We start from the raw sequence: 22068 nt of genomic DNA on the forward strand, positions 1-22068 counted from the left end.
CGCCGCCCACTCAGGCCGAGGCGGCCCGGGCGGTGAGCTCCGCCCAGAGCGCGTCGACCCGCTTGTCCAGTTCCTCCAGCGAACCGGAGTTGTCGATCACATGCGTGGCCACCGCGCGGCGCTGCTCACGGGAGGCCTGCGCGGCGATCCGGGCGCGGGCGTCGGCCTCGGTCATGCCACGCCGCTCCATCAGCCGTTCCACCTGCACCTCGACCGGCACATCGACGACCACCACCACGTCCTGCAGCCCGGCCAGCCCCTTCTCGACCAGCAGCGGCATGTCGAAGACCACGACCGCGCCGGGTGCGGCCGCCTCAAGTAGTTCCGCCGACCGGCGGGCGATCAACGGATGCGTGATGGCGTTCAGCGCCGCGCGGCGCTCGTCGTCGGCGAACACGATCGATCCGAGCGCGGGCCGGTCGAGCGTCCCGTCGGGGAGCAAGATGCCCTCGCCGAACTCCGCGACGATCGCGGCCAGGCCCGGCGTGCCCGGCCGCACCACCTCGCGCGCGATGAGATCGGCGTCGATCAGCTCAGCGCCCAGCGCGACCAGCCGCTTGGAGACCTCGCTCTTGCCCGACCCGATCCCGCCGGTCAACCCCACTCGCAGCACGGGGCGAGCGTACCCGACCCCCGCCCGCTACCGCCCTGGGGCGGACCGCCGCAAAGCGGCGGGACCGGTCTGCGGCCCCGGCTGGAGCGATTTGCGCATGTGCACGAGCGTCAAGTGCGCGGCGACCCGTTCCCGGTGGGTCTCGGCATAGCCGAGCCGCCGGTACATCCGCAGGTTGCCGTCACTGAGGTGGCCGGTGAACAGCACGCAGGCGTCGACCCGCCCCGTCACCTCGCCTTCGAGAGCCGTCATGAGCCTGGTGCCGATGCCGCTGCCCTGCCGGTCGGGCACGACGACCAGGCGGCCCACCAGGCACAGCCGATCACTGAACTGGGCGCGCACCGCGCCGACGACGCGCCCGCCGTCGACGGCCTTGAGCACGACGGCATCGCCGCCGAGCACCTTGCGCATCTGATCGAGCGACTCCACCAACGGCGGGATGAACGGGTCGCCGTAGAGCTGGGCCTCGACCAGATAGGCCGCCCGCTGCACGGTGAGGATCTCTCCCGCGTCGCCCGGACCGGCCGCCGTGATCTTGACGTCGCCGGTATCCGGGGCGCTCATGGCCGCGCTCCTCGGCACGGGCCACGGGCGCCCGGCCGCGCCGGCCTCGCCGCCCGGGGGCGAGGACCCGTTCCCCGCTCCCGCGCCGCCCGGAGAACGCCGGTCACTGGCCGATCCGGACCGTCGCCGCGAGCGGATAGTGGTCCGAGGCGGCCGACGGCCGTACGTCGATCTCGCTGAACATGAGGTCGTCGGTGCCGAAGATCCAATCGATCTTGCCGCCGTCGGGGGTCGTGGGCGTCACCTCGCTGTCCACCCAGGCGCTGCGCAGCCCAGTGCCGTCGACCAGCCGGCTGATCTCGGGGCTGCCCGGTCCCGCGTTCATGTCACCCGCGATGATCGTACGGGGTGCCTCGGCCCATGCCTTGAGCAGGACGGAGATCGCGGCGTTGCGAACGGTGCCCTCCCCGCCGCCGTCCTCCAGGTGGGTCGACCACACGTCGACCGTGGTACGCCCGACCCCGATCCGGGCCCATACGAAGCCGCGGACCTGCGACCAGTCACCGGTCGGCAGCCGGTCGGTGCCGGACGAGCGCACCGGCCGGGACGTCAGGATCGCGTTCCCGAACTGGCTGTCGGCGGCCGGCCCCCAGATCAGGTGCATGCCGAGCCGGCGGGACAGCCAGACGCCGATGTCGGTGGTGCCCGACACCAGCGAGCCCCGGGCCACCTCCTGCAGGAGCACGACGTCGGCCCGCTGCGCCTCGATCGCCCGGACGATCCCCTCGGGATCCAGGCGGCCCTCGCCGTTCAGCGCGCTGTGGATGTTGTAGGTGACGACCCGCAACTCGCCCGCGTTCACCGGAGCCGGAGTCGCCTTGGGAGCGGTGGCGTTGAACACCAGGGTGCCGATCAAGAGCACCAGCGCGGCGGCGCCCGCGGTCAGCGCCCGCAGCGGTGCCCGCGCCGGCAGCGGCCCGCCCCGCGCGGCGGCCACGGCCGCGAGCGCGCCGAGCAGGATCCCGGCCAGGCCGGGCAGCAGGTTGTTCGGCACCGGGACCGACTCGACCCCGGCGAGCTGATAGGTCAGCAGCAGCACCGCGACGAGAAACCCGCCCACGGCGGCGCCGACGTCGATCCGCCACACCTGGCCGCCGGCGCCGGCCCGCCGCAACGGAGCCCGGCAGGCCACCGCGAGCAGCCAGGCCGACAGCACCTGACCGACGATGACCACGCCGACGACGGCGGTGCCGGTGACGGCGAAGGATCCGGCGATCGCGCCGGTCCCGACCCCGAGTACGGTGCCGCCCAGCACGCACACCCCGCCGGGCACGGCCCGTACGGCCAGGCCCGAGGCCAGGAACGCCAGCGCCAGCCCCTGACCGACGATCACGGCGACGTGCGCGCCGTGCAGCGACTGCCAGCCCGAGGACGCGACGAACGCGGGGCTGGACAGGATCAGCACCTGCAGCGCCAGGAACGGCCCCACAGCGGCCGCCCCCAGCGCGTCGCGCCAGGAGATGCCGGGAGGCGCCACCGGCCCCGAGGAGAGCTCACGGGCGAGCGCGGCCACACCGAGCCCCACGACGCCCAGGCACGCCAGCCACGGACCGACTCCCGGCTGCCAGACCGGATCCCATGTGGCGAAGGCCATGCGCAACGCGGTGTCGACCGCCAGCCCGCCGACCGTCGCGGTGGCGAAGCCGACCCCCGACAGACCACGCGCCCCCTCGTACAGCGCCGCCACGGCGACCATCCCGACGGCGACGCCGACGAACGCCAGCCACAGCCGCGGGGAGATCGCCTGCGCGAGCAGACGTACGGCCAGGAGGCCGCCGACGCCCACGATGAGCAGCCCCCGCGCGCCGGCCAGCCGGCGGATCACGGGGGCGAGGAACCCGGCCAAGGACACCAGGAGGACGAGGGGGGCGGCGGCCGACACTCCCGTGTCCTCGGCGAAATGGCCGAACTGCGGCAGCGCGAACCGCACCGTCTGAGCGAGCAGCGCGATCGTCACAGAGATCAGGACGAGCCGCGCGGGGCCCTGTGGAACGATCGAGGGCCCCGCGGTGCCGGCGGGACCCTCCTTGCGCACACCGATGTCGGTCTTGACCACCCGATGAACTTACCGGAGAAAACACCGCGGCCGGACGACGTCCCCGCAAAGGGGTGTCGTCCGGCCGCAGGTGCTCAGTCACCTGCCGGGAGCCCGCCCGAAGGCGGCCGGCCCGGCAAGCGGATCAGCTCACTGACCGCCCGACAGCTTCTCACGCAGTGCCGCCAGGGCCTCGTCCGAGGCCAGGGCGCCGCCGCCGCTGTCGGCGGAGGTGTCGGCACCGCCGGAGTAGGACGTCTCGCCCTCACCGCCACCGCCGCCGCCCGACCCGGCCGCCTCGGCCTCGGCCTTGCGGGCCTCCTCGATCTGCTTGCGGTGCGAGTCGAACCGGGTGCGGGCCTCGGCGTACTGCCGCTCCCACGTCTCGCGCTGATCGTCGAAGCCCTCGAGCCATTCGCCGGTCTCGGCGTCGAAACCCTCGGGGTACTTGTAGTTCCCCTGCTCGTCGTACTCGGCCGGCATGCCGTAGAGCGTCGGGTCGAAGTCCTCTTCCTCGATGCCCGCGGCACTCTCGTTGGCCTGCTTCAGCGACAGGCTGATGCGACGCCGGTCGAGGTCGATGTCGATGATCTTGACGAAGATCTCGTCGCCGACCTGGACGACCTGCTCGGGAATCTCGACGTGCCGCTCGGCCAGCTCGGAGATGTGCACCAGACCCTCGATGCCCTCCTCGACACGGACGAACGCGCCGAACGGCACCAGCTTGGTGACCCGGCCGGGAACGACCTGGCCGATCTGGTGGGTACGGGCGAACTGCTGCCAGGGGTCCTCCTGCGTCGCCTTCAGCGACAGCGAGACCCGCTCGCGCTCCATGTCGACGTCGAGGACCTCGACGGTGACCTCCTGGCCGACCTCGACCACCTCGGACGGGTGATCGATGTGCTTCCAGGACAACTCGGAGACGTGCACGAGGCCGTCGACCCCGCCAAGGTCGACGAACGCGCCGAAGTTGACGATCGAGGAAACGACGCCCTTGCGGACCTGCCCCTTCTGCAGCGTGTTGAGGAAGGTCTGCCGGACCTCCGACTGGGTCTGCTCGAGCCAGGCGCGGCGGGACAGGACCACGTTGTTGCGGTTCTTGTCCAGCTCGATGATCTTCGCTTCGAGCTCGCGGCTGACGTACGGCTGGAGATCGCGCACCCGGCGCATCTCCACGAGCGAGGCGGGAAGGAAGCCACGAAGACCGATGTCGAGGATGAGGCCGCCCTTGACGACCTCGATGACGGTACCGGTGACGATGCCGTCCTCTTCCTTGATCTTCTCGATCGTGCCCCAGGCGCGCTCGTACTGGGCGCGCTTCTTGGACAGGATCAGGCGACCTTCCTTGTCCTCCTTCTGGAGAACAAGCGCCTCGACGTGATCGCCCACCTTGACGACCTCGTTGGGGTCGACATCATGCTTGATGGAAAGCTCACGCGAGGGGATGACGCCCTCGGTCTTGTAGCCGATGTCGAGCAAGACCTCGTCTCGGTCGACCTTGACGACAGTGCCCTCGACAATGTCGCCGTCGTTGAAGTACTTGATGGTCTCATCGATCGCGGCGAGGAAGGCTTCCTCGGACCCGATGTCATTGACCGCTACCTGCGGGGTGGTCGAGGTGGCCTCGGTGCTGCTCGTCATGTGTGGGCTGGCTCCGGATACGGACATAGTAGGTGTCGTTGATGCGCGGCGGGCCGTTTATCGTCCCTGCCGAGGACCGGAGGAGACGGAAACCTGCTCCGTCCGAGTAACTTTCCGATGTCGACCTGACCGAGCGCGAGCCTGCTCCGTCCGAGGTGCGCGCAGACCCACAGCGCAGCGATCAGCATATGGGACCATTCGGCGTGGGTCAATCGCAAGACGTGAAGACAACCCGCCTGACCGGCAGACCTCTCCCCTGCTCCGGTCCGCCCGACCCCCGTGCGATCAAATTATATCGTGGCCGCGGCAGGCGTGGAGCACCTCTCCGCGCTACGCGGCGGACCGTCCCGGCCGCCTCTTCCGCCCGCTCACCGAGGCGCGCGGCTCTGGGCCGGTCCCGGAACCCGATGCTGACCGGGAGACTCCACGCCCGTCCCAACCAGCCCGTAGATCACGGCGAGCACGATCACCAGACCGGCGAGGATGTGTAGGTTCGGCACGACTCCCCCTGCCCTGTCGGGGACCTGCCGGCTCGACCACGTTCCGCCGGTCCCCCGAACCGGATGAAACCCTCACAAAGATCATTACCCCGGGCACGGCCCGCCTAGGCCGGTCCCGGGTAAAGGTTCGACAGCGGACGGGAACGACGGTGCCAGGTGACGTCGCGGCTCACCGGCCGGCGGCTCCGCCCCCGGTTCAGTGATTCAGTGACCGGCGTCCTGCAGCGTGCGGCCGGTGCCCATCGACACCACGAGCGGCGCGCGCAGCTCGTAGGCCCCGCACATCTGCTCGCTCACCAGCTCCCGCAGCGCGTCGAGCTCACCCTCGGCCACCTCGAACACGAGCTCGTCGTGGACCTGGAGCAGCATCCTGGACGTGAGCCCGCGCTCCCGCAGGGAACGGTCGACGTTCAGGCTCGCGACCTTGATGATGTCGGCGGCCGACCCCTGGATCGGCGCGTTCAGCGCCATCCGCTCGGCCATCTCACGACGCTGCCGGTTGTCGGAGGTCAGATCCGGCAGGTACCGGCGGCGCCCGAGGATCGTCTCCGTGTAACCGTCCTGCCGGGCCTTGGCCACGACGTCCCGCAGGTAGTCCCGGATCCCGCCGAACTGCTCGAAGTACTCCTCCATCAGCTGGCGCGCCTCGTCGGGCGGGATGCGCAGCTGCTGGGACAGCCCGAACGCCGACAGACCGTAGGCCAGGCCGTAGTTCATGGCCTTGATCCGGTTGCGCAACTCGCCGTCGACCTGCTCGGGCGGCACGTCGAACACCCGCGACGCCGTGATCGTGTGGAAGTCGGCCCCCGAGGTGAACGCCTCGATCAGCGCCTCGTCACCCGACAGATCCGCCATGATCCGCAACTCGATCTGGCTGTAGTCGGCCGTGAGCAGGCACTCGAAGCCCTCGCCCACCACGAACCCCGCCCGGATCTGCCTGCCCTCGGCCGTGCGGATCGGAATGGTCTGCAGGTTCGGGTCGGTGGACGAGAGCCGCCCGGTCGCCGCCACCAGCTGGTTGAACGTCGTGTGGATGCGTCCCGCGTCGTCGGCCATCGGGATCAGCGAGTCGACGATGCTCTTCAGCTTGGCGACCTCGCGCCAGCGCAGCAGATGCTCGAGCACCGGATGACCGTCGCTCACCAGCAGGTTGGTCAGCGCCTCGGAGTCGGTGGTGTAACCGGTCTTGGTCCGCTTCGTCTTGGGCAGCCCCAGCTCGTCGAAGAGCACCTGCTGGATCTGCTTGGGCGAGCCGAGGTTGAAGTCATGTCCCACGGCCGAGAACGCCAGCTCCTCGACCGCCTTCACCTGCCCGCCGAGCGACGACGACAGCGCAGCGAAATGATCGTTGTCCACCGCGATGCCGGTGCGTTCCATGTCCGCGAGCACCCCCACCAGCGGCAGCTCGACCTCGTGCAGCAGCCGCACGGCGCCCCGGCGCTCGAGGTCCTTGTCGAGGGAGTCGGCCAGCTCGGCCACCGCACGGGCCCGTACGGCCAGGTCGTGCGCGATCTCCTCCTCACCCGAGCCGTCGAGGGTGAGCTGCCCACCGGTGCCCGTCTCCTCGCGCAACTCCCGGTGCAGATACCGCAGCACCAGGTCGGCCAGGTCGAATGACCGCTGACCGGGAAGCGCCAGGTAGGCGGCGAGCGCCGTGTCACTGGTCACCCCGGCGAGCGTCAGGCCCCGGGCGGCGAACGCCAGCATGGGCCCCTTCGCGTCGTGCATCGCCTTGGGCTGCCCGGCGTCGGCCAGCCAGCCGGCGAGCGCCCGCTCGTCCTCCTCGATCAACTCGGCCGGGTCGAGATAGGCCGCCGGCCCGGCCAGCCCGGCCAGCGCCAGCCCCGTCAGCTCACCGGTGCCACGCCCCCACGTGCCCGACACCGCGACCCCGATGCGGCCGGCGCCGCGCGCGTGCCGCTCCAGCCACTCGGCGACCTCGCCCGGCCCGGGGGTCGCCAGCTCGATCTCGAAGCCCTCGTCGGCCTCGGGCTCGACGGTCGACAGCGTGGCGTACAGCCGCTCGCGCAGCACCCGGAACTGCAAGGTGTCGAACAGCGAGTGGATCTCCTCGCGATCCCACTGCCCGATCGTCAGCCGGTCGGGCGTCAGCTCGAGCTCGACCTCGCAGTCCAGCTTGTTGATCTGGTGGTTGCGGAGCACCTGCGCGAGATGCTCGCGGAGGCTGTCGCCCGCCTTGCCTTTGATCTCGTCGACATGGGCGACCAGCCCGTCGAGCCCGTCGTGCTGGTTGAGCCACTTGGCCGCGGTCTTGGGCCCGACCCCCGGCACACCCGGCAGGTTGTCGCTGGTCTCGCCGACCAGCGCCGCGAGCTCGCGGTAACGCGTCGGCGGCACGCCGTACTTCTCCTCCACCACAGCCGGCGTGGTGCGCACCAGATCGGACACGCCCTTGCGCGGGTAGAGCACCGTCACCCCGTCGGTGACCAGCTGATAGGCGTCACGGTCACCGGTGACGATCAGCGTCTCCATGCCCAGCTCACCCGCCTGGGTCGCGAGGGTCGCGATGAGGTCGTCGGCCTCGAACCCGGCCTTCGACAGCCGCGGGATCCGCAGCGCGTCGAGCACCTCGAAGATCAGGCTCACCTGGCTGCGGAAGTCGTCCGGGGTCTTCTGCCGCCCCGCCTTGTACTCCACGTACGCCTCGTGCCGGAACGTGGGTTCGGACCGGTCGAAACAAACCCCGAGATGCGTCGGCTGCTCATCGCGCAGGACGTTGATGAGCATCGAGGTGAAGCCGTAGACGGCGTTGGTCGGCTGGCCCGTGGTCGTCGAGAAGTTCTCCAGCGGCAGTGCGAAGAACGCCCGGTAGGCCAGGGAGTGCCCGTCCAGCAGAAGCAGCCGGTCTTTGTCAGGGGTCGGTCGGTTGGTCGCCACCCTGTGACTCTAGCCGCCCGGTACGACGGTTTCCGGCACGCCGCCGCAGGACGCGCGCGAACCACGCGGCCCCGCGCCCGTTCCACGAAGGCCCGGTATCGATGTCCGGAATCCGCCATGCGGGAAGCCCGCATTCTTTGCGGCGACGGCGGTCGCCCACTAGCGTGGAGCCAAGGGCCCGGGACCGCCGAGTAGACAACGTACGCGCCCGGGGAAGGCGCGTGCGGCCCCAAAGGCGGTTCCGGGCCGCTGCGCGCCCGCACTCCCCTGCCCGGCCGACCTGCCCCGCGCAACCGGCAAACGCCGATAGCCGGTCGCATTTCGGTTGCGGAATCCGCCGGGCCCTTCCGCCCGTGATCCCCTTCGACCTACCGTCACGCCATGCGACGACGGATCCTGGCCGCCGCCGGCATCATGCTGGCGGCCGGAACCACCCTCACGGCGTGCTCGTCCGGCGACGGGCCGTCGAAGGCCACGGCCACCCCCACACCCACCTACGAGCTCCCGGCACGCCCGGTGCGCGACGGCGAGAAGGCCCTGCGCGGCACCACCGTGCGCAGCGGCGACCTCGCCTTCACGCCCATCGGCCTGCGCACCCGAATGCCCGAGCTCGTCGGCAGCCACGCCGACGTCCGCCCCAGAGGGCAGTTCGTCCGGATCCGCCTGGTCACCGAGAACCGTGGCAGGACCACCCAGACCCTCAACACCGCCAAACAGCTCCTGATCACCACTGACGACGCCACGCACCCGCCCGACTGGCAGGCCATGCTCATCAAACGGCAGCCCGAATCGATCGACGTCGGCTCGGCGGTCCGCATCGAACTCGACCTCTGGTACGACATCCCGCCCGGCGACCGGGTCAAGGCGCTCCGGCTCGTCGGCACACCCCCCGTCGGCGCGACCTCGGACCCGCCCGGCGTCGACATCGCCCTCTCCTGAACGCGCCCGTCCCCATAGCCCGGGGCGGGCCGAGGCCGGAACGGGCCGCCCGCAGCGCGCACGGGCCCCGCGGCCGCCGTACGAAGCGACTGCGGGACCCGATCCGGCCGTCAGTCCTTCGCCGGACCGTCCGCGGTCGCAGCGGGCTCATCGGCGGCGATGGACTCCGGCTCACCGAGGTCACCGCCCAGATAGGCGGCCCGCACCTCCGGATCGTCCAGCAGATCCACGGCCGCGGCGCTCTTCACGATCCGCCCGGTCTCGATCACGTAGGCCCGATGGGCGATCTGGAGCGCCTGCTGGGCGTTCTGCTCGACCAGCAGCACGGTCGTTCCGCGCTCATTGATCTTCTCAATGATCGAGAAGATCTGCTGCACGAGCATCGGGGCCAGGCCCATGGACGGCTCGTCCAGCAACAGAACCTTGGGCTTGGCCATCAACGCCCGCCCGATCGCGAGCATCTGCTGCTCGCCACCGGACATCGTGCCGCCCGCCTGGCCCTTGCGCTCGGCCAGCCGCGGGAACAGCTCGTACACCTCGGCCAGTTCCTTCGACAGATCCCCCTTGCGCGCGTAGGCGCCCATGTGGAGGTTGTCCGCGACGGACATCCCCGGGAAGATCCCCCGACCCTCGGGCGACTGACCGATCCCGGCGAGCACCCGCTTGTGCCCCGCCAGCCGGCTGATGTCCTTGCCGTCGAAGGTGATCCGGCCCGCCGACAGCGGCCGCAACCCCGAGATCGTCTTCAACGTCGTCGTCTTACCGGCGCCGTTGGCACCGATCAACGTGACGATCTCGCCCTCGTCGACCTCGAGGGAGATGCCCTTCAGCGCGGCGATCTTTCCGTAGTGGACATGAATGTCGTTGATCTCAAGAAGCATCGGCCGGCGCTCCCAGGTAGGCCTCGATGACCCGCGCGTTGTTCTGGACCTCCGCCGGCAGCCCTTCGGCGATCTTCTGCCCGAAGTCGAGGACCGCGATCCGGTCGCTGATCCCCATCACGAGGCTCATGTCGTGCTCGATGAGCAGCACGGTCCGGCCGGTGTCCCGGATCCTCTTGATCAGGTCCTGCAACTCGATCTTCTCGGCCGGGTTCATTCCCGCGGCCGGCTCGTCGAGCAGCAGCAGCTTCGGATCCGTCGCCAGCGCCCGCGCGATCTCGAGCCGCCGCTGGTCGCCGTACGGCAGATTCTTCGCCGACTCCTCCATCCGGTGCGAGACACCGACGAAGTCGAGCAGTTCCTTGGCCTTGGCCCGGCCGTCCCGCTCCTCGCGCCGGTGCCACGGAAGGCCCAGCGCCGCTCCGACGAACCCGGTGCGATGGTGGGCGTCCGCACCCACCATGACGTTCTCCCGCGCGGTCATGTTGTGGAAGAGCCGCACGTTCTGGAACGTCCGGGCGACACCGAGCTTCGTCACCGCGAATCGCTTCTTGCCGTCGATCCGGTGACCGCTGAACCCCACAGAGCCCTCGGTCGGCCGGTAGACGCCCGTCACGACGTTGAACACCGTGGTCTTGCCCGCGCCGTTCGGGCCGATCAACGCGAAGATCTCACCCTGGTTGATCGTCAGATCGAGCCCATTGATCGCGACCACGCCGCCGAAGCGCATGGTCAACCCGCTCAGCTCGAGGATCGGCCGTCCCTCGCCCACGGCGGGGGCCTCCTTCGTCTCGCTCACTTGCCCACCTCGGCAGCCGCGTGCGTCGTCGGGCCCCCGACCTCGGCACCGAGACTGCCCATCCCCCCGGTGCCTTCGGCCAACTCGGCTTTTCGCCGGCGCGAAGGCAGCAGCCCCTCGGGCCGGAAGATCATCAACAGCACCAGCACGCCGCCGAACACCAGAATCCGGTACTCCTGCAGGCCACGGATCCGCTCGGGAATCCAGGCGACCAGGAAGGCCCCCAGCATGACCCCGGGAAGGTTCCCCGACCCGCCGAGCACCACCGCGGCCAGGATCGTCGCCGAGATGATGAACTCGTAGTTCCGAGGAATGATCGACGTCGCCTGCGAGCCGTAGATCACACCCGCGGCACCGCCGATCGCCGCGCCGATGGCGAACGCGGCCAGCTTGAACTTGAACGTCGGCACGCCCATGAGCTCGGCGGCGTCCTCGTCCTCGCGGATCGACGCCCACGCCCGGCCCACCCGGCTGCTCTCCAGCCGCTTCACAAAAATGATCGTGACGACGATGGCGGCCAGCATCAGGTAGTAGTACGGCCGGCCGTCCAGCGCGCCGTACTTCAACGGCGCGATCCCGGCCAAGCCCAGAGTCGTGAACGGTTCGGACTCGGGCACGGTCCACTCGGACAGGGTGGGCGGATGCGGGATGCCGCTGATGCCGTTCGGCCCGCCGATGTAGTCGGTGTTCCGCGCGGCGATCCGGATGATCTCACCGAAGCCCAGGGTCACGATCGCCAGATAGTCCCCGCGCAGCCGCAGCGTCGGCGCACCGAGGATCACCCCGGACAGCGCCGACAGCAGAACGCCGAGGACCAGGATCTCCCAGAAGCTCCACCCGAATTTGGTGCCGAACACCGCCATCGTGTAGCCGCCGATGGCGAAGAACGCCACATACCCGAGGTCCAGGAGACCGGCCTGACCGACCACCACGTTGAGCCCGATGGCCAGCAGGATGTAACCGCCGATCGGGAAGAACAGCAACTGGGCCCAGTCACTGTACGGCGACATGAATCCGCCGACCTGCTCCGATGGCAGCAGGAGCGCACCCACGATCAGCAGCCCGTAGATCGCCCACCGGACGTACCCGGTCTGCCGGCCCCACCAGTCGCGGAACAGATCGGCCACGAGGCCGAGCACCGCGAACGGAAAGGCGAGCGGCAGCCCGGGCGCCCTCAGCGCCGCGGGAAGGCGACCGGCGAGATCGCGGGCCCGCGGGGTCAGCGCCGCGAACGAGGGCCGGCCATTGGTCACCGTCGGGCTCCCGTTCGTACGCTCTCTCGTACTCTCGTTTGTTTTCATGCGCGCGCCTGCTGGAGGGACTCACCGAAGATGCCGGTGGGACGGAACATGAGGACCAGGACCAGGACACTGAAGGCGACGACGTCCCGCCACTCGGACCCGAAGATGCTCGAGCCGTACATCTCGATGAGACCGAGGACGAGGCCACCCGCCAAGGCACCACGCAGGTTGCCGATGCCACCGAGCACCGCCGCCGTGAAGGCCTTTATGCCGAGCAGGAACCCGACGAAGTAGTTGGTCTCCTCGAACCGCATGATGAACAGCGCCGCGGCCACACCCGCCATCGCACCGCCGATCGCGAACGTCGCGGTCACGATCCGGTCGATGTTCACCCCCATCAGCACCGCGGTCTCGGGGTCCTGCGCGGTGGCGCGGATGCCCCGGCCGAGCTTGGTGCGGTTCACCAGGAGGTCCAGCGCCAACATCATGATGATCGCGCCGGCGAAGATGAGGAACTTGTCGATGCTCACCACGAAGTCGCCGATGGCGATCACGTTGGAGCGCTCGACGAAGTGTTCCTGGATCGGCAGCGGGCCCTTCTCCTTCGGCAGGTCGAACCACCACGGGATGACCACCCTGGCGAAGAGCTGCTGCAGGAAGATCGACGCACCGATCGCGGAGATCAGCGCCGCCAACCGGGAGGCGCCGCGACGGCGCAACGGCCGGTAGGCGATGAACTCGAGGAGAACCGCACTGCCGCCGGAGACCGCCCCGGCTATGAGCGCGAGCACCGCCACGAGCAGGACCAGCGAGAAACCTCCGACCGGCGACAGGCTGAGCCCGTGCAGTGTGGCCAGCGCCGCGAAGGTCCCAATCATGAAGATCTCGGAGTGCGCGAAGTTGATGAGCCGCAGGACGCCGTAAACCATCGTGTAGCCGAGCGCTATGAGCGCGTAGATCGAGCCCAGCGCCAGGCCGTCGATGGTCGACGGCCAAAATTGATCAATAAAGCCTTGGAGCACCTTTAGTCGCCTTCGTCGAAGGAGCGGGAGCGCATCCTGCGCGCTCCCGCTCCTGCGCGTACAAAGATCCCCGCCGTTAGGACCGGGACGTTAACCGAGCTTGGCTTCCTTCGCGTTGCCCAGCAGCGGCAGAGTGTCGCCCTTGACCTCGTACACGAAGACGTCCGTCGCGGTGACCTCACCGTTCGAGCCGAACTTCACCTGCTTGCCGACGCCGGCGACGTCGACCGACGACAGAGCGGCGTTGATCTTCTCGGCGGTGGTGTTGCCGGCCTTGATCGCGGTGATGAACGCGGTCGCGGCATCGTAGCCCTCGGCGGCGTAGATCGCCGCGTCGTTGTTGAACTTGGCCTTGTAGGCGTCCGCGAACTTCTTGCTCGCCGGGCTGGCCTCGCCGGCCGGGTCGATCAGGCAGGGGCAGCCGATGACCGAGCCGTCGGCGACCTTGCCACCCGCGCCCTTGGCCAGGCCGGCGTCGAGCGAACCGTCACCCGACAGGAACCGGGCGTCGACGCCACCCTCGCGCAGCTGCTTGAGCAGCTTGCCGCCCTGGGCGTAGTAGCCGGCGAAGAAGATCGCGTCAGGCGCGAAGGCCTTGGCCTTGTTCACGGTCGAGCCGTAGTCCGAGGCCTGCGCGTCGATGGAGTCCACGGAGGTCGTGGCTCCGCCGCTCTCGACCGACTGCTTCACGGTCTGCCCGAGCGGCTTACCGTACTCGGAGGCGTCGTCGATGACGAAGACCTTCTTGGCGCCCAGCCCATTGGTGATGAACGTCGCGATGCCCGCACCCTGGACGTTGTCGTTGGCGATGACCCGGTGCCAGTACTTCCAGCCGTTCTGGGCCAGCTTCGCGTTCGTCGCCGAGGGCGAGATGCTGGGAACCTTGCCCTCTTCGAGGACCGGGCCGACCTGCGCGGACTCACCGGAGAACGCCGGGCCGATGAGGCCGACGATCTTGTCCTGCGTGATCGCCGTCTTCGCCAGGGGCGTCGCCTGCTCCGGCCTGCCCTGGCTGTCGTACTCCTTGAGAGTGATCTTCGTCTTCGGGTTGGTCGCGTTGTACTCGTCGATGGCGAGCTGAGCGCCCTGCTTCGGCGGGATCACAATGCCGGAGTTCTCACCCGTCAAGTCACCCATGAACCCGATCGTCACGGAACTGGCGGCGTCGCCACCCCCACCACCGGACGAGGAATCGTCGTCTCCACCACCGCACGCACTTACGCCCAGTGCGAGAACCGCCCCCACAGCGATCGCGCCGATGCGAACCTTGTTGAGCCGCAAGATCGCCAACCTTTCAAGTCCGGATCCGCCAGGATCAGGTATCAAGACATGTCCCGGGTTTCATGGAACCTTCACCCGGGTCCAGTCCGTAGTACATCGACCGGATCGCCCGAAGTAGTAGCTCAAAAACCGAAGGGTTATTCCTTCGTTACTAGTCCGTGGCCAGACAAACCAGCAGGTAGGGCCCATGACGCCAAGGTTGAGTCCGTAGACCCTACCCGACACCGCGAAACGCCGGTAGGCCCTGAACATCTCCGGTTCGGCCGGCCGCTCACCGCATGTCGCCGTCGCCGTTGTCCGTGGGGGCCGCGACCACGGCCTCGGCGACCGCCCGCATCGTGAGCCGGCGGTCCATCGACGTCTTCTGGATCCAGCGGAAGGCCTCCGGTTCGGTCCACCCGTGCGCCGACTGCAGCAGCCCCTTGGCGCGCTCCACGAGCTTGCGCGTCTCCAGCCGCTCCTGGAGCGAGCCGACCTCGGCCTCCAGCGCCTTGACCTCCTGATAGCGGCTCACCGCCATCTCGATGGCCGGGATCAGGTCGGCCATGGTGAACGGCTTCACGAGGTAGGCCATCGCCCCGGCGTCCCGGGCCCGCTCGACGAGCTCGCGCTGGGAGAAGGCGGTGAGGATCACAACGGGGGCGATCCGGTCCGCAGCGATCCGCTCGGCGGCAGAGATACCGTCGAGGACCGGCATCTTGACGTCCAGGATCACCAGGTCCGGTTTGAGATCGGTGGCCAGCTTGACGGCTGTCTCGCCGTCACCGGCCTCGCCGACGACCTCGTAGCCTTCCTCTTCCAGCATCTCCTTGAGGTCGAGACGGATGAGGGCCTCGTCCTCAGCGATCACTACTCGTCGAGCGCTATCGGTCACGCGCACGAGCGTACCTGGACCCGGTACGCTAGTGCCTGCCCCGGGGGGCCAACTTGGACGCTCGAGGGCAAGCTCGGACATCTATCATGATGTCACGATGAATGCGCCGGGATGATGGAACGGTAGACATGGACGCCTCAAAAGCGTCTGCCCGAAAGGGTGTGCGGGTTCGAATCCCGCTCCCGGTACCAGTGGTCGCCTAAAATGTCAGTGGCACACGAGACTATGTACGCATGTACCCCCGTGCGACGGTAGATCTAGCCCTCCGGTTATCGAACCTTGGAGTGCCGGACCAGCAGAACGCCCTGATATGCGGCGTCTCGGTTAAAGCGATCAGGCACTGGCGACGAGGCGACCGTCGCGACGCGCGCGGAACTCGTCGCAGAAAACGGGACTGTCCGCGCTGTGACGGGCGCGACCTCGCTACGGCCTCCTACGCCTACCTCCTCGGCCTCTATCTCGGCGACGGCCACATCGCCCGCTGCCGTAAGGAGGTATTCCGGCTGGACATCTACTGCAGCGACGATTGGCCAGGTCTTATCAAGGCCGCTGCGGACGTGATGGCAGCCGTCCTACCGGGTCACTCCATCGGCAGCCGCCAAAGGAGCGGGTGCACCGTCGTCTTCGCACTGTCGAAGCACATGCCGTGCCTTTTTCCACAACACGGTCCAGGCATGAAGCACACCCGCGACATCGAGTTGATGGCCTGGCAGCGGGAAATCGTCGACCAATACACCCAAGAGTTCGTCCGCGGTTTGATCCAGTCAGACGGCTGCCGGAGTATCAACCGCGTGCGACGACCGCTGAAGGACGGGGATCGGTGGTATGAATACCCGCGTTACACCTTCTGTAACGAGTCTGTGGATATCCGGCGACTCTTCACCGATGCGCTAGATCGGCTGGGGATCGCCTGGAAGCGCATGAATCGAAAGACCATCTCGGTCGCCCGGCGGGATGCGGTGGCGCGGCTGGACGAGTTCGTGGGGCCGAAGTACTGAGCCCGGCGGTCAGGCGTGGCGGATCATGAACTCGTGCCGGGCGTCCACGGGTGGGTCGCCGATGACCTCCGGCTTGGGCGGCGTCTCCTGCGAAGCCACGGTGTCCTCGAGGCGGATGCGCGGCGGCAGCTTCCCGAACCGCTGCGGTGCGTCTTCGTTGTCGGCGACGCGGCCGGACTCGTCTTCCATGGCCTAATAGTGGATCTCCACGGCCGGGAAGTCCATACACCGACCCGAACCGCACCCCCGTACCGCGCCCTCTCCTGCGAACTCGTAGGGAGGGCGCGGGCGATCTCAGGACCGGGCGGCTTGGGCGATCGCGTCGCCGATGCGGTGCACGCGCAGGGCGTTGGTCGATCCCGGAGTGCCGGGGGGTGAGCCCGCGACGATGACGACCCGGTCGCCCTTCTGGCACCGGCCGATCTCCAGGAGCGCCTGCTCGACCTGCCGGACCATCTCGTCGGTGTGGTCGACCCTGGGCACGGTGAAGGTCTCGGTGCCCCAGACCAGCGCGAGCTGACCGCGGGTGCTCTGCACGGCCGTGAAGGCCAGCAGGGGGATGGAGGAGCGATAGCGGGACAGGCGCCGGGCGCTCTCGCCGGTCATGGTGAAGGCGACCAGGGCCTTGGCCCCCACGATCGCGCCGACCTCGGCCGCCGCCTTGGCGATGGCACCGCCGACGGTCTCGGGCATGCGGGTGAGCGCGTGCGAGGTGCGCAGGGTGGTCTCTTCGGCGGCGCAGACGATGCGGCTCATCGTCTCGACCGACTCGATGGGGTACTGCCCGACACTGGTCTCACCGGACAGCATGACCGCGTCGGCGCCCTCGAAGACCGCATTGGCGACGTCGGAGGTCTCGGCGCGGGTCGGCCGGGGCGCGGAGATCATCGACTCGAGCATCTGAGTGGCCACGATGACCGGCCGGGCCTTCTCGCGGGCGAGCTCGATGGCGCGCTTCTGCACGATCGGCACCTGCTCGAGGGGGAGCTCGACGCCGAGGTCGCCGCGGGCGACCATGATGCCGTCGAAGGCGGCCACGATGTTACTGAGCTGTTCGACCGCCTGCGGCTTTTCGATCTTGGCGAGGACGGGGAGGCGGACGCCCTCCTCCTCCATGATCCGGTAGACGTCGTCGGCGTCCTCGGGGCTGCGCACGAAGGACAGCGCGATCATGTCCACGCCTAGGCGCAGTGCCCAGCGCAGGTCGGTCTCGTCCTTGTCGGTGAGGGCGGGGACGCTGACCGCGACGCCGGGCAGGTTGAGGCCCTTGTTGTCGGAGACCATGCCGCCGACGACGACGCGCGTGCGGACGCGCGGGCCGTCGACCTCGACGACCTCGAGTGCGACCCGGCCGTCGTCGATGAGCACGGTGTCTCCGGCCGTCACGTCGCCCGGCAGCCCGGCGTAGGTCGTGGAGACCTCTTTGCGGTCGCCGGGGACGTCCTCGGTCGTGATCGTGAACTCGTCGCCGAGCGTCAGGCGTACCGGCCCCTCGCTGAAGCGGCCGAGGCGGATCTTGGGCCCCTGGAGATCGGCGAGGATGCCGACTCCCCGGCCGGTCGCCTCGGAGGCCTCGCGGATGTACCCATGGACCTCCTCGTGCTGGGCATGCTCGCCGTGGCTCATGTTGAGCCGAGCCACGTCGACGCCGGCCTCGACGAGGGCGTGGATCTTCTCCCTGCTGGAGCAGGCGGGTCCGATGGTGCTGACTATTTTCGCTCGACGACTCACGGGCACAACACTATGTAATTACCGGTCGGTACGTTGATTTGTGCAGGACATCGTCGACGAACGTTCACAGATTGGTATAGACCTCGAGGTTTGGTCTAGACCAGAAAAGAGGAGGTCGGGAGCCCTACGGCGGACCCGCCCGGGGCCGTCGGGATTTGGTCGAGGATCTTGGCCGCGCCCGCGTCGAGCCTATCCCTTCAGCACCTCGACGGTCTGCTGGCAGAACGCCTTGAGGTCGTCGGGCATGCGGCTCGTGACGAGCGTGTTGGGCCCGTCGGTGCAGACATGGACCTCCTCGTCGACCCAGGTCGCCCCGGCGTTGCGCAGGTCGGTCCTGAGGCTGGGCCACGAGGTGAGCGTGCGGCCCCGTACGACGTCGGCCTCGATGAGCGTCCACGGCGCGTGGCAGATCGCCGCCACCGGCTTGCCCGCCTCGAAGAACCCCTTGGCGAACGCGACCGCGTTGGGCTGCATCCGCAGGTAGTCGGGGTTGGCGACGCCGCCCGGCAGCACCAGGCCGGCGAACTCCTCGATCGATGAGACGTCGACGGTGCTGTCCACAGCGAAGGTGTCGGCCTTGTCGAGGTGGTGGAAGGCCTGGACCCGGCCCGAGTCGGTCGAGATCAGCCTGGGTGTGCCTCCGGCCTGTTCGACGGCCTTCCACGGCTCGGTGAGCTCGACCTGCTCGACCCCTTCGGGGGCGACGAGGAACGCGATGGTCTTGCCCTGTATATCGGTGGTCATGTCGGACTCTCTCTCCCGTTCTCGCTGCTGCGGCTGCTGACGGGGGTAGCCCTGCCCGGCGATCGGACGGCTACTCGCGAGGCGGCGCGTGACGCGTCAATCGGCCTTCGCGCCGCAACCGACGATGCGCAGACGGTGCCGGCAGGCGTAGGCGTCCGCGACACAGCGATTGCCGAACGTCATGGTGGTGCCGTTGGCGAACCGGCAGTTCACCGGCTCGTAGATCATGGTGCAGGCCTGCGGGCAGCCCCGTGTGCCGGGCCCGGGTGCCTCCCCGGCGCAGGCACCCCCCAGCAGGCCAAGGGTCGCCGCCAGGGCGAGCAGGACGCGCATCAGACCACCCCCGTCACGGCGATGAGCGTTCATCACTCATCGTAGTCGTTACCTCACTCGTTCTTGCCGGTGACCCGCCCGCCGGGGAAAGATCGACAACGCCGCCGTGCCCCTGATTCACTTGCGTGATGGCCGACCCCCTTGGTGAACGAGATGAGGCCGCCGCCGCGCTGAACCTGGTCGGAGCGGCCGCAGAACCGTACCTGCGGAGCCTCCCCGACCGCCTGGTGCACGACCGGACGCGCGATGTGCTGCTCGACGAGCTCGACGGCCCGCTGCCCGAGCGGGGGGCGGGGGCCGTGGCGGGGGTCGAGCGGTTGCTGCGCGTCGGCACCGAGGCGGGGACGCATTCGGCCGGGCCGCGGTTCTTCCATTTCGTGGTGGGCGGGGCGACGCCGGCGGCCGTGGCGGGCGACTGGATCACCTCGCTGCTGGACCAGGCGTCGGGGTTGTGGGCGACCTCGCCGTTCGCCGCGCGTGCCGAGGGCGTCGTGCTCCGCTGGTTGAAAGAGTTGTTCGGCCTGCCGGAGTCGTGGGGCGGGGTGCTCACGCCGAGTGCGACGCTGGCGCACGTGAGCGGTCTGGCCTGTGCGAGGTTCTGGTGGGCGGATCGGCACGGTGTGGACGTGACGGCGCGGGGTCTGGCGGGGCTGCCGGCGATGCCGGTGCTCAGCAGCGGTTATGTGCACGTGAGCACCCGGAAGGCCCTGCAGATCCTCGGGTGCGGCCGTGACACGCTGCGGACGTTCGCGCTCGACGACACCGGGCGGCTGGATCTGGCGGCGATGGAGGCGGCCCTCGCCGAGATCGGCGGCCCGGCGGTCCTGGTGGGCAATGTCGGGGAGGTCAACACCGGCGACTCCGATCCGATCGAGCCGCTCGCCGATCTCGCCGAGCGGTACGGCGCCTGGCTGCACGTCGACGGGGCGTTCGGGATGTTCTCGGCGCTCTCGCCGCGGACCGCGCACATGGCCCGGGGGGTCGAGCGGGCCGATTCGGTGACCGTCGACGGGCACAAATGGCTGAATGTGCCCTATGAGAGCGGGTTCTCGTTCGTGCGCGACGCCTCGCTGCCGGGCCGGGCGTTCGGTGCGTGGGGTGCCGCCTATCTGCCGGACGCCGACGACGAGCACGTCAACTACAACATGCTCGGCCCGGAGTCGTCGCGGCGGGCGCGTGCTCTGCCCATCTGGGCGACGCTGTACGCGTACGGGCGTGAGGGGTACCGGGCGATGGTGGAGCGCCATCTGGACGTGGCGGCCCACCTGGGCGGGCTCGTCGAGGGTGATCCGGATCTGGAGTTGCTGGCGCCGGTGCGGTTGTGCGTGGTGTGCTTCCGGTACCGCCCGCGGGGCGTGCCGGAGGAGCGGCTGGACGACCTCAACGCCCGGTTGGGCGCGGCGCTGCTGGCCGACGGCCGGGTCTACGCGGGTACGAGCACCTATCGCGGGATGACGGTGCTGCGGCCCGCGATCGTGAACTGGCGTACGACGGTGTCCGACATCGAGCTGTTCGTCGAGGTCGTCCGGGAGCTCGGCGCCGAAAAGGCCGGCTGAGCGACGAGCCGGCCGGTGGTCCGGGTGCTCTAGAGCCTCCTGTCCGGCGGGTCTTGGCCGGTCGTCCAGTGCTGTCAGAGGGCTCGGCTAGGTTCACCGGCCATGAGGTCTGCGTCGCTTCTCCTTCACCTGCGCCGGGAACTCGATACCTTCCAGGCCTGTCTCAGCCGTGACTTGTCAGCGCGGATCGAGCACTGTGGCGATTGGACGCTGCACGATCTGGCGGACCACCTGGGCGGTTCGAATCTGTGGGCGGCGGCTGCTGTGATCGAGCAGCGTGGTGACTACAAGCCTCCGGCGGCTCCTCGGGATCCGGCTGCGCTGGTGAGCTGGTTCGAGGAGTCGTCCGCGACGTTGCTCCACGCACTGGACAGGGATCCCGGTACCAGCGCCTGGGCGTTTCACCCGCCGCATACGGTCGGTTTCTGGCAGCGGCGCCGCTGCCTGGAGGCGCTCGTGCACCGCTGGGACGCCGAACACGCGATCGGTATACCGAGCCTGCTCGACGCCGAACTGGCAGGTGAGGGGGTTGCGGAAGTCTTCGACACGATGGCGCCGAGGCAGATGGCCCGAGGCCGTGCGAAACCGCCCGCATCCGCGCTGCGGCTTGAAGCCACGGACACCGGAACCTGCTGGACGTATGGCCCAGGTGTCCCGGTGGCCACGCTCTCCGCCACCGCGGAGAACCTTCTGCTACTGCTCTGGGGCAGAGTGCGAGGCGACAGCGAGGCATTCGTGTGGGAGGGCGACCAGCAAGCCGGCCGGCACATCCTGGACGGTCCCCTGACTGCCTGACGCCGCTTGACGCAGATCACGATCAGGAGCGCGAGCGGACGGCGGCCGCCCTCCTCTAGGCCTGCTCCTCGCTTCCGCCCCAGCCGGCGCTCTCGTCGAGTTCGTCGAAGGGCTGGGTAAGGCTGTACCAGTTGCCCGAGTCGTCGCGGAAGATGGCCTCGATGCCGTACGGGCGTTTCTGGGGTTCCTGCAGGAACGTGACGCCCTTGGCGGACAGCTCGCGGTGCGCGGCGTGGCAGTCGTCGGTGTTGAAAGCGCCGGCTCCGAGCACTCCCTTGGTGATCAGTGCCTTGAGCTGTTCGGCGGACTCGGGGTCCAGCGACGGGGGGCCGGGCACCATGAGGGTCAGCTGCAGTTCCGGCTGGTTCTTCGCGCCGACGGTGACCCAGCGCATGCCGCCCTCGCCGAGGGTCATGTCGTATCTGAGCTCGAGGCCGAGCTTCTCGGTGAAGAACTCCTTGGCGGAGTCCTGGTCGAGCACCCAGATGGTGGCGAGCCCGAGTCCCGTGATCATTCGATGTGCTCCTTCGAGAGGTGTTCGCGGTGTAGGGGTGTTCGCGGTGTGGTGTTCGCGGTTCTGCGCGTTCACGCTAGGTAGCGGCGGCCGCTCACGCCTTCTCGAA

At 69.0% G+C, this 22068-nt stretch carries 20 protein-coding genes and 1 tRNA gene; 5 read left to right on the forward strand and 16 right to left on the reverse strand.

Annotated elements, in window-relative coordinates; genetic code table 11:
• Positions 1-10 precede the first annotated feature (10 nt).
• From coaE to polA, 5 genes are all read right to left on the reverse strand, one after another.
• On the reverse strand, positions 11-613 hold the full coding sequence (gene coaE / locus HKK74_RS27270; protein ID WP_187246217.1) for a dephospho-CoA kinase: 603 nt from the start codon (positions 611-613) through the stop codon (positions 11-13).
• 27 nt (positions 614-640) lie between these two features.
• Entirely contained in the window at positions 641-1177 is a 537-nt protein-coding gene (locus tag HKK74_RS27275) for a GNAT family N-acetyltransferase (RefSeq protein ID WP_187246218.1), read from the reverse strand.
• Positions 1178-1280: 103 nt separating this feature from the next.
• Positions 1281-3233, reverse strand: coding sequence for an endonuclease/exonuclease/phosphatase family protein (locus HKK74_RS27280; RefSeq protein ID WP_312881817.1), 1953 nt, complete (start codon positions 3231-3233; stop codon positions 1281-1283).
• Positions 3234-3362: 129 nt separating this feature from the next.
• On the reverse strand, positions 3363-4853 hold the full coding sequence (gene rpsA, locus HKK74_RS27285; RefSeq protein WP_187246219.1) for a 30S ribosomal protein S1: 1491 nt from the start codon (positions 4851-4853) through the stop codon (positions 3363-3365).
• 704 nt (positions 4854-5557) lie between these two features.
• Positions 5558-8251: a DNA polymerase I gene (gene polA, locus HKK74_RS27290; protein WP_187246220.1), complete on the reverse strand. Its 2694-nt coding sequence runs from the start codon at positions 8249-8251 to the stop codon at positions 5558-5560.
• 381 nt (positions 8252-8632) lie between these two features.
• Here polA and HKK74_RS27295 point away from each other — a divergent pair, with 381 nt between their 5' ends.
• Positions 8633-9190, forward strand: a complete 558-nt coding sequence (locus HKK74_RS27295) for a DUF4352 domain-containing protein (protein WP_187246221.1) — start codon at positions 8633-8635, stop codon at positions 9188-9190.
• 110 nt (positions 9191-9300) lie between these two features.
• Here HKK74_RS27295 and HKK74_RS27300 read toward each other — a convergent pair whose 3' ends face one another.
• The 6 genes from HKK74_RS27300 to HKK74_RS27325 all read right to left on the reverse strand — a co-directional run bounded on the left by HKK74_RS27300 (position 9301) and on the right by HKK74_RS27325 (position 15294).
• Positions 9301-10071: an ABC transporter ATP-binding protein gene (locus tag HKK74_RS27300; protein WP_187246222.1), complete on the reverse strand. Its 771-nt coding sequence runs from the start codon at positions 10069-10071 to the stop codon at positions 9301-9303.
• Positions 10061-10870: an ABC transporter ATP-binding protein gene (locus HKK74_RS27305; protein ID WP_376771561.1), complete on the reverse strand. Its 810-nt coding sequence runs from the start codon at positions 10868-10870 to the stop codon at positions 10061-10063. The genes HKK74_RS27300 and HKK74_RS27305 overlap by 11 nt, the downstream gene beginning before the upstream one ends.
• A complete protein-coding gene (locus tag HKK74_RS27310; RefSeq protein ID WP_446678438.1) occupies positions 10867-11997 on the reverse strand; it encodes an ABC transporter permease subunit in 1131 nt (376 codons plus the stop codon). The genes HKK74_RS27305 and HKK74_RS27310 overlap by 4 nt, the downstream gene beginning before the upstream one ends.
• Positions 11998-12167: 170 nt before the next feature.
• Positions 12168-13133, reverse strand: coding sequence for a branched-chain amino acid ABC transporter permease (locus tag HKK74_RS27315; RefSeq protein WP_187246224.1), 966 nt, complete (start codon positions 13131-13133; stop codon positions 12168-12170).
• 90 nt (positions 13134-13223) lie between these two features.
• Positions 13224-14378: a branched-chain amino acid ABC transporter substrate-binding protein gene (locus HKK74_RS27320; RefSeq protein ID WP_312881831.1), complete on the reverse strand. Its 1155-nt coding sequence runs from the start codon at positions 14376-14378 to the stop codon at positions 13224-13226.
• Between the two features lie 307 nt (positions 14379-14685).
• A complete protein-coding gene (locus HKK74_RS27325) occupies positions 14686-15294 on the reverse strand; it encodes an ANTAR domain-containing response regulator (protein WP_312881818.1) in 609 nt (202 codons plus the stop codon).
• A gap of 99 nt (positions 15295-15393) precedes the next feature.
• On the opposite strand from HKK74_RS27325, the gene HKK74_RS27330 reads away from it, so the two are divergent.
• Together HKK74_RS27330 and HKK74_RS27335 are read left to right on the forward strand one after the other, a co-directional pair.
• Positions 15394-15479 (forward strand) — tRNA-Leu (locus HKK74_RS27330).
• A gap of 93 nt (positions 15480-15572) precedes the next feature.
• Positions 15573-16286, forward strand: a complete 714-nt coding sequence (locus HKK74_RS27335) for a helix-turn-helix domain-containing protein (RefSeq protein WP_312881819.1) — start codon at positions 15573-15575, stop codon at positions 16284-16286.
• A gap of 9 nt (positions 16287-16295) precedes the next feature.
• On the opposite strand, the gene HKK74_RS27340 is transcribed toward HKK74_RS27335, so the two are convergent.
• From HKK74_RS27340 to HKK74_RS27355, 4 genes are all read right to left on the reverse strand, one after another.
• Positions 16296-16475 carry a hypothetical protein gene (locus HKK74_RS27340; protein WP_187246228.1) on the reverse strand — a complete coding sequence of 60 codons (180 nt, stop codon included), beginning with the start codon at positions 16473-16475 and terminating at the stop codon, positions 16296-16298.
• A gap of 105 nt (positions 16476-16580) precedes the next feature.
• Positions 16581-18017 (reverse strand): pyruvate kinase, encoded by a 1437-nt coding sequence (gene pyk, locus HKK74_RS27345; RefSeq protein WP_187246229.1) that lies wholly within the window; start codon positions 18015-18017, stop codon positions 16581-16583.
• A gap of 189 nt (positions 18018-18206) precedes the next feature.
• Positions 18207-18761 carry a type 1 glutamine amidotransferase domain-containing protein gene (locus tag HKK74_RS27350; RefSeq protein ID WP_187246230.1) on the reverse strand — a complete coding sequence of 185 codons (555 nt, stop codon included), beginning with the start codon at positions 18759-18761 and terminating at the stop codon, positions 18207-18209.
• A gap of 96 nt (positions 18762-18857) precedes the next feature.
• Positions 18858-19127: a hypothetical protein gene (locus HKK74_RS27355; RefSeq protein ID WP_222722787.1), complete on the reverse strand. Its 270-nt coding sequence runs from the start codon at positions 19125-19127 to the stop codon at positions 18858-18860.
• A gap of 95 nt (positions 19128-19222) precedes the next feature.
• Between HKK74_RS27355 and HKK74_RS27360 the strand changes: the two genes are divergently transcribed.
• Positions 19223-20650, forward strand: coding sequence for a pyridoxal phosphate-dependent decarboxylase family protein (locus tag HKK74_RS27360; protein WP_187246232.1), 1428 nt, complete (start codon positions 19223-19225; stop codon positions 20648-20650).
• Between the two features lie 102 nt (positions 20651-20752).
• Positions 20753-21445: a maleylpyruvate isomerase family mycothiol-dependent enzyme gene (locus HKK74_RS27365; protein WP_187246233.1), complete on the forward strand. Its 693-nt coding sequence runs from the start codon at positions 20753-20755 to the stop codon at positions 21443-21445.
• 55 nt (positions 21446-21500) lie between these two features.
• Here the strand turns inward: HKK74_RS27365 and HKK74_RS27370 are convergent, their stop codons facing one another.
• Positions 21501-21959 carry a VOC family protein gene (locus tag HKK74_RS27370; RefSeq protein WP_187246234.1) on the reverse strand — a complete coding sequence of 153 codons (459 nt, stop codon included), beginning with the start codon at positions 21957-21959 and terminating at the stop codon, positions 21501-21503.
• Positions 21960-22068 lie beyond the last annotated feature (109 nt).

It is taken from the genome of Actinomadura alba (genome assembly GCF_014323705.1).
Taxonomy (GTDB): domain Bacteria; phylum Actinomycetota; class Actinomycetes; order Streptosporangiales; family Streptosporangiaceae; genus Actinomadura_C; species Actinomadura_C alba.

What these genes read in the sequence shown, in the direction of transcription:
- HKK74_RS27275 (WP_187246218.1), bottom strand. Translation starts at nt 1,177, where the DNA reads ATGAGCGCCCCGGATACCGGCGACGTCAAGATCACGGCGGCCGGTCCG.
- rpsA (WP_187246219.1), bottom strand. Translation starts at nt 4,853, where the DNA reads ATGACGAGCAGCACCGAGGCCACCTCGACCACCCCGCAGGTAGCGGTC.
- HKK74_RS27295 (WP_187246221.1), top strand. Translation starts at nt 8,633, where the DNA reads ATGCGACGACGGATCCTGGCCGCCGCCGGCATCATGCTGGCGGCCGGA.
- HKK74_RS27300 (WP_187246222.1), bottom strand. Translation starts at nt 10,071, where the DNA reads ATGCTTCTTGAGATCAACGACATTCATGTCCACTACGGAAAGATCGCC.
- HKK74_RS27340 (WP_187246228.1), bottom strand. Translation starts at nt 16,475, where the DNA reads ATGGAAGACGAGTCCGGCCGCGTCGCCGACAACGAAGACGCACCGCAG.
- HKK74_RS27350 (WP_187246230.1), bottom strand. Translation starts at nt 18,761, where the DNA reads ATGACCACCGATATACAGGGCAAGACCATCGCGTTCCTCGTCGCCCCC.
- HKK74_RS27355 (WP_222722787.1), bottom strand. Translation starts at nt 19,127, where the DNA reads ATGAACGCTCATCGCCGTGACGGGGGTGGTCTGATGCGCGTCCTGCTC.
- HKK74_RS27360 (WP_187246232.1), top strand. Translation starts at nt 19,223, where the DNA reads ATGGCCGACCCCCTTGGTGAACGAGATGAGGCCGCCGCCGCGCTGAAC.
- HKK74_RS27365 (WP_187246233.1), top strand. Translation starts at nt 20,753, where the DNA reads ATGAGGTCTGCGTCGCTTCTCCTTCACCTGCGCCGGGAACTCGATACC.
- HKK74_RS27370 (WP_187246234.1), bottom strand. Translation starts at nt 21,959, where the DNA reads ATGATCACGGGACTCGGGCTCGCCACCATCTGGGTGCTCGACCAGGAC.